The organism is Photobacterium sp. OFAV2-7, from assembly GCF_022347985.1.
GTDB lineage: Bacteria > Pseudomonadota > Gammaproteobacteria > Enterobacterales > Vibrionaceae > Photobacterium.
In genome coordinates this window covers 1-9892 of record NZ_JAKRFQ010000087.1, presented here as the reverse complement: position 1 = coordinate 9892, position 9892 = coordinate 1, and the positions used below count along the sequence as shown (strand labels likewise).

Genomic DNA, 9892 nt, shown 5'->3' with positions numbered 1-9892 from the left:
CCGATCTATCTCAATTGCAGCGGGCATCTCCGCCCAGCGCCTCAACGAAATGCTCGCCACCGAGCTCAACCTCGTCAGGGTTATGCCCAATACGCCATCGCTTATTGGAAAAGGCATGAGCGGTATGTTTGCCACAACCACAATATCAATAGCAGACAAGGCCTTTGCCGAAAACTTAATGCGAGCTGTCGGCGAAGTGTGCTGGGTAGAGCAGGAGTCGGGAATTAACGGTATTATAGCGGCAGCAGGCAGTGCACCGGCCTACTTCTTCCTGTTTATGGAAGCGATGCAGGCCGAAGCTATCAGGCAGGGCTTCGATCCGCAGACCGCCCGTCTGCTGGTCCAGCAGTCTGCAGCAGGAGCTGCAGAAATGGTGGTTGCCAACCCGGATACCGAGCTGGCAACCTTGCGCGAGCAGGTAACATCCAAAGGTGGAACCACGGCAGAAGCACTGCGGACGTTTAACGAACACCAACTTAGTGATACCGTAGCCAAAGCAATGCGTGCTGCGATTTCCCGCGCTGAAGAAATGGAAAAATTATTTTAAGGTTTAGTTATGAATTCAATTGGTTTTCTGGTCAGTACCCTATTTGACCTCTACATCATGGTTGTATTGCTACGGATCTGGCTCCAATGGGCTCGGGCAGATTTCTATAACCCGTTCTCCCAGTTTATCGTCAAGGCAACCCAGCCAGTTGTCGCGCCGCTGCGTCGTATTATCCCATCGATTGGCTCGCTGGATCTTGCCACGCTGCTGTTTGCCTATGTCCTTAGCATTGCCAAGTTTGTCATTCTCCAGCTGGTACTGACTGGTGGCGGCATGGCATTCACCCCTGACTTCTTGTGGGTTGGCGCCCTGGCGCTGCTAAAAGCTGCCGGTGGTCTGCTATTCTGGGTACTGCTGCTACGCGCAGTCCTTAGCTGGGTCAGCCAGGGCCGCAGCCCGGTTGAATACGTCATGCACCAGCTAACCGAGCCGATGACAGCACCTATCCGCCGAATTATTCCGGCAATGGGCGGCCTGGATTTGAGTGTTCTGGTTCTGTTTATCGGCCTGCAGTTTGCCAACTTCCTGATGGGCGATATCATCGGTCCGATCTGGCACCAGCTATGAGTCTGAATGCGATAACTCGCAACGGAGACGATTTGGTGATCCGGCTGTATATTCAACCCAAAGCCAGCCGGGACCAAATCGTCGGCCTTCATGGTGACGAGCTCAAAGTTGCCATTACCGCCCCGCCAGTCGACGGCAAGGCCAATGCTCATCTCACCAAATACCTGGCCAAGCAGTTCCGGGTTGCCAAGGGACAAGTGGTGATTGAAAAAGGAGAGCTCGGCCGCCACAAACAGGTACGTATCGAGACCCCGCGGGAAACGCCCGCAATCGTCTCTGATCTGCTGTAAACATTCGCAGACTCAAGCACTCAAAAAATCGACAGCTCAGCCGCCAGGCTGGGCTGCTACAACAATCATCAGCTGACTATACTAAAAAGAATGAAATACCCACCAGGCTATAAGGGTCGTATAAATAACCGGTGAGTATCCAAAAGGATAAAATCATGACTCGTATTTTATGTTTATTATCAGCACTACTCTTTACCGCCCTTCCCGTTAATGCTGAACAGTTAACCAATATTGGTAACCTTGAAGTCCATTACTCCAGCTTTCCTTCCACCTTCTTGACTCCCGAGGTCGCCAACACTTACCGCATTCAGCGCAGCCGTTACTCGGCTGTTGTTAATGTCACCGTGCTGGACAAAACCCAGGCTGGCAAACCGGCTGTCACTGCCGTCTTGTCCGGACAGGCCAAGAACCTGCTTGGTTCAATCAAGAAACTCTCCTTCCGCGAGGTTCGCGAAGGCTCTGCCATCTACTACATTGCCGAGCTAAGCCATGCTAACGAGGAGAGCTTCAGCTTTACCATCGATGTCTCCCAGGGCGGAAACAGCGGCCAGATAGCATTCAAACAGACATTTTATGTCGACTAGGCAGCCGCCACACATACCCGGAAGGAGCCAGTGGCTCCTTTTTTATTCTCAGGAAACGAAGCAGTAAAGCTATCAGAAAACAATCCGCACTCAATTGAGTGGTGACTGAGCAAGATTGGTATTATCATAGCGCCCCGTTATTATCAGTCCGCACGAATTCACCGAGGAACAATGATGAGCAAACTAGTACTGGCCACTGGCAACAAGGGCAAAGTAAAAGAAATGGCAAGCCTGCTTGCAGACTTTGGGTTTGATGTCGTCGCCCAGAGCGACTACAACGTCTCTTCGGTTGCCGAAACCGGCACAACCTTTATCGAAAATGCCATTATCAAAGCTCGTCATGCGGCGAAGGAGACAGGCCTGCCGGCCATTGCCGATGACTCCGGCCTGGAAGTGGATTACCTCAAGGGCGCGCCGGGTATCTACTCAGCCCGCTTTGCCGGCGAAGATGCCAGTGATCAGCAGAATATGGATAAGCTACTGAAAGAAATGAAAGGCGTTCCTGCCGAGCAGCGTACAGCCCGCTTCCACTGCGTACTGGTTATGATGCGTCACGAAAATGATCCGACACCACTGGTTTGCCACGGCAGCTGGGAAGGCAGCATCCTGACCGAGGCCCACGGCGAGAATGGCTTCGGCTATGATCCAGTCTTCTGGGTGCCGGAAGATCAGTGCGCCTCCGCCGAACTGGAGCCTGCACGCAAGAAACAACTTTCACACCGCGGCAAAGCCCTGCAGAAACTGTTTGCCGCCCTGAAGGACGCCTAATGCTAGTTCCACCGCCACTCAGCCTGTATGTCCACATTCCATGGTGTGTACAGAAATGTCCCTACTGTGACTTTAACTCGCACGCCTTGAAAGCCGAGATCCCCGAGCTCGATTATATCGATGCCCTGATCGAGGATCTGGACACCGATCTGGCCGCCTATCGGCTGGCAGAAGGCAGCCGTTCGCTGCATTCAATCTTTATCGGCGGTGGTACACCGAGCCTGATCTCCCCCGAGGAGATCGGCCGTCTGCTAAAGGCAATCGAGGCCCGTATTCCGTTCAGCGAGAATATTGAAATCACCATGGAAGCCAATCCGGGTACCGTCGAAGCCGGGCGCTTTAATGCCTACCGCGAGGTCGGCGTCAACCGGATTTCTATCGGGATCCAGAGCTTCCAGGATGAAAAGCTAAAACGCCTTGGCCGTATCCATGGCAGCGACGAAGCAACCAGGGCAGCCAACCTGGCAACCGAAGCCGGGTTGAACAGCTTTAACATTGACCTGATGCACGGACTGCCTGATCAGTCGATTGACGATGCCCTGTCGGATCTCAAACAGGCTATCGCCCTTAATCCGCCGCACTTGTCCTGGTACCAGCTCACTATCGAGCCCAATACCCTGTTCTACTCCAAGCCGCCGACACTGCCGAATGACGACGACCTGTGGGATATCTTCGAACAGGGCCACCAGCTACTGACCGAAGCGGGTTATGTCCAGTACGAGATTTCCGGCTATAGCAAACCCGGCCTGCAATGCCGTCACAATCTCAACTACTGGCGTTTTGGGGATTACCTCGGAATTGGCTGTGGCGCCCATGGCAAGATCAGCTTTGCCGACGGCACAATAACCCGAACCGTCAAGGTCAAGCACCCGCGTGGCTACCTAAACCCGCAGAAACCGTATCTGGATCAGGAAACTCAGGTAGAGGATAGCGAAAGGCCATTTGAGTTCTTCATGAACCGTTTCCGCCTGCTGGAATCCTGCCCGAAACAGGACTTTATCGAGCGTACCGGTCTGCCGTTAGAAGCGATTCAGCCTTCTATTGACTGGGCTCTGGGGAAAAACTACCTGACCGATACCGGCAGCGAGTGGCAGATCACCGAACAGGGCAAGCTGTTCCTCAATGACCTGCTGGCCGCCTTTGTCGACGAGGAATAACCTACTCCAGAGTCACGCTCTGCCACTGCCTTAGTGCCGGGATCAAAGACTGGATTTCATGTTCTTTCTTCTGACGCCTGGCCACCCGGTCACACAATTCCTGATCAATGAACTGGGAATGGGATAGCACGTAGGGCAGATCTTCAATCATCATTTGATGGTAGGAGGCCAGCACAGCAAGCTGCTGGTCATTGAGCTTGACCTTGTGAACGCCGTAATAGAGCTGCCCGTTCGGCTTGACCAGAAACGTATCAGCGCCATTTTCAAGCCGGATCTCACTCTCTTGCAAAGTGATCGCATTATGCCACTGTGGTTGGCACAGTGGCACCGATAGCGCGGCAGGACTGACTAACAAGCCGAGCAAAATACACACCGGACTTATTATGTGACAATGGCTCTTACGCATATGCATCCCCTTTAATCATGGCATGCACCGCTCATCGCCAGCCGCCATCACCCGTTAAAAAATAGAACGTCCAATTCTCTCTGCCAGCAACTCCAGTGCCGCGGTACCTGCCAGCGAGTTTCCGGAAGGATCCAGCTCCGGCGACCATACCGCAATCGACATTTCACCCGGCACGATCGCGATAATTCCGCCACCGACGCCGGACTTGCCCGGCATGCCCACCCGATAGGCGAACTCGCCGGCACCGTCGTATAACCCGCAAGTCGCGAGCAAGGCATTGGTTTGCTTACTCTGAGTCTGGCTGATGATCGTTTTTTTCGCGCCTAAAGGAAGCCCTTTATTCGCCAGGTAGCTAAATGTCCTCGCCAAATCGACACAGCTCATCTTCAGGGCACAATAGCTGAAGTAGTTGGTCAGCACCGGCATCACTTCGTTTTCAAAGTTACCGAACGAGCGCATCAGGTAGGCGATAGAGGCATTGCGGTCACTGTGCTGCATTTCGGATGCTGCGACCTCCTTGTCATAGACAATATGCGGATTACAGGCCAGTTCACGTACCTGTTCCAGCATCCGGTACTGGGGAGCAGAAAGCCGGCTATGCAGCAGATCCGACACCACCAAAGCCCCGGCATTGATAAACGGGTTGCGCGGAATGCCGTTTTCCAGCTCAAGCTGGATCATGGAATTGAAGGCGTGTCCCGAGGGCTCCTTGCCGACGCGCTGCCAGATCTCATCCGGCTCGTACAGGGTCATTGCCATTGTCAGACTCAGTACCTTGGAGATAGACTGGATCGAGAAGCCTTCCTCGCTATCACCAGCTTGAATAATTTCACCATCGTTATAACAGACTGCGATCCCCAGCTTATCAGCCGGAACTTTGGCCAATGCCGGGATGTAGTTAGCGACCTTACCCTGACCAATCAATGGCCTGACTTCATCTAAAATCTCACTGAGCAACGTTTCTGTTGGCTTCATTATTTTTTCTCCAAGGATAAAAAAGCCAACACGAGGCTGGCTTTTTCTTCAATTGCATTGGATTTTCGTTGTTCCCGATCCGAATGGCGAACCGTCAACGGGGGAAATTATTCAGTTCGTTCGAACTTCATATCCCATACGCCGTGGCCCAAACGGTGGCCGCGAGCTTCAAATTTAGTCAGAGGGCGATCTTCCGGACGCGGAATGTAATCACCGTCAGTTGCCGTATTGCGGTAGCCTGGCGCCGCATTCATCACTTCAACCATGTGCTCGGCATAGTTTTCCCAGTCTGTCGCCATATGGAAAATGCCGCCGATTTTCAGCTTTTTACGCAGCATTTGTGCAAATTCAGGCTGAACAATACGGCGCTTGTGGTGACGAGCCTTGTGCCAAGGGTCTGGGAAGAACAGCTGAACCATGTCCAGGCTGCCATCCGGGATCATATGATCAAACACTTCGACACCGTCGTGGCACATAACGCGCAGGTTTGTCAGGCCGGCTTCTTCTGCTGCCATCAAACATGCACCGACACCTGGGCTATGTACTTCGATACCGACATAGTCCTTTTCTGGCGCATTCTTCGCCATTTCAACCAGAGAGGCCCCCATACCAAAACCAATTTCCAGTACGACCGGTGCTTCGCGGTTAAACACCTCTTTCCAGTTGATTAGTTCCTGAGCGAAGTCAATACCCATTGTCGGCCAGTTGTTTTCCATAGCCATTTCCTGGCCCTTGGTTAAACGGCCTTCACGACGGACAAAGCTACGAATTTTTCGTACCAGTTTGCCGTCTTCGGTAAATTCAGTCATGGTCACTTCACCTGACTTTTTTGAAACTTCGCTCATGCTTACTATCCAAACAAAAAAGAAACGGAACGGCATTATCCAAAGTTATAGGCTAAGTTCAAGTCTATCGATTGCGACAATACCCAGTTTGTGGTGCAATCTCGCTCAATAAAACCCAATAATAACTTTCGCCGCTGTGCGAGCTGCACGGTGTCAGGAAGTATAAGTGATTGCCAGATCTGACTCAATTTTAACCGATAGAGGCCATCAGCATCACCAGGCAGACACACTACAAGTAAAGTGAGCGAATTTCTGTGACTAATACCTTCTCTGAGGCCATTTTGACGTGGTACGACAAATTCGGCCGCAAGACACTGCCTTGGCAGCTCAACAAAACCCCTTATAAAGTCTGGCTGTCGGAGATCATGCTCCAGCAAACCCAGGTTGCCACGGTGATCCCGTATTTCGAACGTTTTGTTGCCCGTTTCCCGACCGTTCAGGATCTCGCTGCAGCAGAACAGGATGAGGTACTGCATTTATGGACCGGACTCGGCTACTACGCACGTGCCCGCAACCTTCACAAAGCCGCACAGGTTATTGTGGCCGAGCACAAGGGAGAATTCCCGACCGATATCGACAGTGTTGTCGCCCTGCCGGGGATCGGCCGCTCGACCGCCGGTGCCGTACTATCCCTGTCACTCAACCAGCACCATCCAATCCTCGACGGTAATGTAAAACGCACCCTGGCCCGCTGCTATGCGGTCGAGGGCTGGCCGGGCAAAAAGCCGGTTGAAAACGCCCTGTGGGAAATTGCCGAGAAAAATACCCCGGCAGCAGGTGTCGAGCGCTATAACCAGGCAATGATGGATATGGGCGCAATGATCTGCACCCGCAGCAAGCCAAAGTGCGAATTATGCCCGGTAGCGGACATGTGTCAGGCCAAGGCCCAGCAACGCCAGATGGATTTTCCCGGCAAGAAACCGAAAAAAACACTGCCAGAAAAACAGGCCTGGTTTGCCATTTTTCAATGCGGCGAGGAAATCTGGCTCGAGCAGCGGCCACCGGCCGGGATCTGGGGAGGGCTATGGTGCTTTCCGCAACATGATCACCAGGATCTTACCGGTATTATCGAGCAGCGCATTGGCTCTTCTGGCCAAAACATCGAGGCCACCGAGCAGCTCAATGCATTCCGCCATACCTTCAGCCACTATCACCTCGATATCGTGCCAATTAAAATCACGCTAAGGGCAATGCCGGATATGATTGGCGAGTCCGGCAAGGGCCAGTGGTACAACCTAAACCAGCCACCAAAAGTGGGCCTGGCAGCGCCAGTCCAGCAGATCCTTGAAAGCTTGCACTACGAACTTATTAATGGCGTATAACCTTAACTATGAAAGGGCTATACAGCCCTTTCAGTGTGATATCTAGAAGCATACGCTGCACTCTGGTATAACTAGCAGCGTACTCATGAAGGTTAGGATTAAGGAGCCACTCGATGAGCCGTACTGTATTTTGTGCCCGTCTGAAAAAAGAAGCAGAAGGTTTGGATTTCCAACTTTATCCGGGCGAGCTGGGTAAACGTATTTTCGACAATATTTCGAAAGAAGCCTGGGCGGAGTGGCAAGGTAAGCAAACCATGCTGATCAACGAGAAGAAACTGAACATGATGGATCCGGAGCACCGCAAGCTGCTGGAAACGGAAATGGTCAACTTCCTGTTTGAAGGTCAGGATGTGATCATCGACGGTTATACGCCGCCGAGCGAGTAGTAATCGCCCTGACTTCACGAATAATCGCTTCTCCGGGATAAAAAGCTTACCCGGGGTGCCAGATAATGACATCATTTGCCAACAAACAAGTGATGTCTTTTTTTTTTACCGGGAACTATGAAAAAACGCGCTCTTATACTGTCACTTCTGCTGCTGAGCGGATGCAGTCGCGAATTTGTCGAAAAATTTTACGACGTCGACTACACCACAACCAACCGCTTTGCCAAAAACCTCGCCCCGCTGCCGGGCCAGTTTACCAAGGATGCAGCGGCCCTTGATCGCCTGATGAACAATTTCAGCGGCCAGGTAAAGCGCTACTGGGGAGACAATGACTCCCTGGTGGCCGGCAAGCGCCAGTACGTCAAATATACCGATGGCTACAAAAGCCGTGCCCATGTCGATTTCGTACGCGGCGTCGTGATTGTCGAGACCGTTGCCACCACAGAGCCGGAGAACCATCTCAAAGAAGCCATAACAACTACGCTACTCACCCCGGATAACCCGGGCGGGGTTGATTTGTATTCAGACTCGGGCATTGATTTCAACGGCAAGCCTTTCCTCTACGGCCAGGTTCTGGATCAGGATGGCAAGCCTATTGAGTGGTCATGGCGGGCGAACCAGTTTGCCGACTACCTGATTAATAACGGGCTGAAAAAACGCAAGGTTCGTTACCAGCAGGCCTATTATGTCGAAATACCCATGGTTGCCGATCACGCCAACAAGCGAAGCTACAAGTACGCCAGCATTGTTCGTAATGCCTCAAGGCGCTACGGTATTCCCGAGGATCTGATCTACGCCATCATCAAGACCGAGAGCAGCTTCAACCCCTATGCCGTCAGCCATGCCAATGCCTATGGCCTGATGCAGGTCGTTCCCAACACCGCTGGCGCCGATGTTTTCAAGCTGGTAAAAAACAAATCAGGCAAGCCCTCGCCTGAATACCTGTTTGATCCGGCAAAGAACATTGATACCGGTACCGCCTATTTTTACATACTGCGAAACCGCTACCTCAAAGAGGTTCGAGATCCGCTATCGCTGCACTACAGCATGATTTCGGCCTATAACGGTGGTACCGGCGGGGTATTAAAAACCTTCCACCGTGATCGGAAACGGGCAATGAATGATCTTAACAGCCTAAAACCTAACCAGGTTTACTGGGCGCTCACGACCAAGCACCCCAAGGCTGAGGCAAGGCGTTATCTGCAGAAGGTCACTACTTTCCAAAAAGAATTCAATCAGGGAAAAATCTGATTCGATGACAATGAAATAGCTGCCAATGCCGCCTATGTATAAAAAGCGAGCAAGCAGGCATTTTTATTAAAAAAGTTGTTGACGAACAGGCTGAAAACCCGTTTAATAGCGCTCCGTTGCCTCGATAGCTCAGTCGGTAGAGCAGAGGATTGAAAATCCTCGTGTCGGTGGTTCGATTCCGCCTCGAGGCACCATTCTTCTTTTTTGAACAATGGTGCAAGCAACGAAAGCTATTCCCCCTTAGTTCAGTTGGTAGAACGGCGGACTGTTAATCCGTATGTCGCAGGTTCGAGTCCCGCAGGGGGAGCCAAATATCGTTTTTGAGCCAAGGCTTAAAGACAACAAGAATAAGTGTGCCGACTTAGCTCAGTAGGTAGAGCAACTGACTTGTAATCAGTAGGTCACCAGTTCGACTCCGGTAGTCGGCACCATTTATTGCAAAGCAGAGACTTAACCATCCTGCTTTTGCCTCGATAGCTCAGTCGGTAGAGCAGAGGATTGAAAATCCTCGTGTCGGTGGTTCGATTCCGCCTCGAGGCACCATTATTCATCCGATGCGAGTTTATCGTATTAGATAAAAAATAATTCCCCCTTAGTTCAGTTGGTAGAACGGCGGACTGTTAATCCGTATGTCGCAGGTTCGAGTCCCGCAGGGGGAGCCACATTTAGTGTGCCGACTTAGCTCAGTAGGTAGAGCAACTGACTTGTAATCAGTAGGTCACCAGTTCGACTCCGGTAGTCGGCACCATTTATTAGCAATTGTTGCAATACGCAGCATTGCAAAAGTTAAAGCC

At 51.9% G+C, this 9892-nt stretch carries 12 protein-coding genes and 6 tRNA genes; 15 read left to right on the top strand and 3 right to left on the bottom strand.

The window, feature by feature from the left end; genetic code table 11:
- From MHN01_RS07770 to hemW, 6 genes are all read left to right on the top strand, one after another.
- A partial coding sequence (locus tag MHN01_RS07770) for a pyrroline-5-carboxylate reductase (protein WP_239410797.1) occupies positions 1 to 547 on the top strand: 547 nt, incomplete at its 5' end.
- A gap of 9 nt (positions 548 to 556) precedes the next feature.
- A complete protein-coding gene (locus MHN01_RS07765; protein ID WP_239410796.1) occupies positions 557 to 1114 on the top strand; it encodes a YggT family protein in 558 nt (185 codons plus the stop codon).
- Positions 1111 to 1404, top strand: a complete 294-nt coding sequence (gene yggU / locus MHN01_RS07760; protein WP_239410794.1) for a DUF167 family protein YggU — start codon at positions 1111 to 1113, stop codon at positions 1402 to 1404. Before MHN01_RS07765 ends, yggU begins: the two co-directional genes overlap by 4 nt.
- Before the next feature lie 155 nt (positions 1405 to 1559).
- Positions 1560 to 1988 carry a DUF4426 domain-containing protein gene (locus MHN01_RS07755; RefSeq protein WP_075763150.1) on the top strand — a complete coding sequence of 143 codons (429 nt, stop codon included), beginning with the start codon at positions 1560 to 1562 and terminating at the stop codon, positions 1986 to 1988.
- A gap of 174 nt (positions 1989 to 2162) precedes the next feature.
- Positions 2163 to 2756: an XTP/dITP diphosphatase gene (locus MHN01_RS07750; protein WP_239410793.1), complete on the top strand. Its 594-nt coding sequence runs from the start codon at positions 2163 to 2165 to the stop codon at positions 2754 to 2756.
- Positions 2756 to 3913: a radical SAM family heme chaperone HemW gene (hemW, locus tag MHN01_RS07745; RefSeq protein WP_239410791.1), complete on the top strand. Its 1158-nt coding sequence runs from the start codon at positions 2756 to 2758 to the stop codon at positions 3911 to 3913. Before MHN01_RS07750 ends, hemW begins: the two co-directional genes overlap by 1 nt.
- 1 nt (position 3914) lies before the next feature.
- Here the strand turns inward: hemW and MHN01_RS07740 are convergent, their stop codons facing one another.
- The 3 genes from MHN01_RS07740 to trmB form a co-directional block, all read right to left on the bottom strand.
- Complete coding sequence (locus MHN01_RS07740) at positions 3915 to 4319, bottom strand: YggN family protein (protein ID WP_239410789.1); 405 nt, start codon at positions 4317 to 4319, stop codon at positions 3915 to 3917.
- Positions 4320 to 4373: 54 nt separating this feature from the next.
- A complete protein-coding gene (gene glsB / locus MHN01_RS07735; protein ID WP_239410787.1) occupies positions 4374 to 5294 on the bottom strand; it encodes a glutaminase B in 921 nt (306 codons plus the stop codon).
- 107 nt (positions 5295 to 5401) lie between these two features.
- Complete coding sequence (gene trmB / locus MHN01_RS07730) at positions 5402 to 6139, bottom strand: tRNA (guanosine(46)-N7)-methyltransferase TrmB (protein WP_239410786.1); 738 nt, start codon at positions 6137 to 6139, stop codon at positions 5402 to 5404.
- Between the two features lie 254 nt (positions 6140 to 6393).
- Here trmB and mutY point away from each other — a divergent pair, with 254 nt between their 5' ends.
- The 9 genes from mutY (at position 6394) to MHN01_RS07685 (ending at position 9846) form a co-directional block, all read left to right on the top strand.
- Positions 6394 to 7461 carry an A/G-specific adenine glycosylase gene (mutY, locus tag MHN01_RS07725; protein WP_239410785.1) on the top strand — a complete coding sequence of 356 codons (1068 nt, stop codon included), beginning with the start codon at positions 6394 to 6396 and terminating at the stop codon, positions 7459 to 7461.
- A 113-nt stretch (positions 7462 to 7574) separates the two neighbouring features.
- A complete protein-coding gene (locus tag MHN01_RS07720) occupies positions 7575 to 7847 on the top strand; it encodes an oxidative damage protection protein (protein WP_075763156.1) in 273 nt (90 codons plus the stop codon).
- A 117-nt stretch (positions 7848 to 7964) separates the two neighbouring features.
- Complete coding sequence (mltC, locus tag MHN01_RS07715) at positions 7965 to 9098, top strand: membrane-bound lytic murein transglycosylase MltC (RefSeq protein WP_239410784.1); 1134 nt, start codon at positions 7965 to 7967, stop codon at positions 9096 to 9098.
- 118 nt (positions 9099 to 9216) lie between these two features.
- Positions 9217 to 9292: transfer RNA gene (locus tag MHN01_RS07710), tRNA-Phe, on the top strand.
- Between the two features lie 40 nt (positions 9293 to 9332).
- A tRNA-Asn gene (locus tag MHN01_RS07705) sits at positions 9333 to 9408 on the top strand.
- Positions 9409 to 9453: 45 nt separating this feature from the next.
- Positions 9454 to 9529 (top strand) — tRNA-Thr (locus tag MHN01_RS07700).
- Between the two features lie 36 nt (positions 9530 to 9565).
- Positions 9566 to 9641, top strand: a tRNA-Phe gene (locus tag MHN01_RS07695).
- Positions 9642 to 9684: 43 nt separating this feature from the next.
- Positions 9685 to 9760, top strand: a tRNA-Asn gene (locus MHN01_RS07690).
- 10 nt (positions 9761 to 9770) lie between these two features.
- Positions 9771 to 9846, top strand: a tRNA-Thr gene (locus MHN01_RS07685).
- Positions 9847 to 9892: the final 46 nt, after the last annotated feature.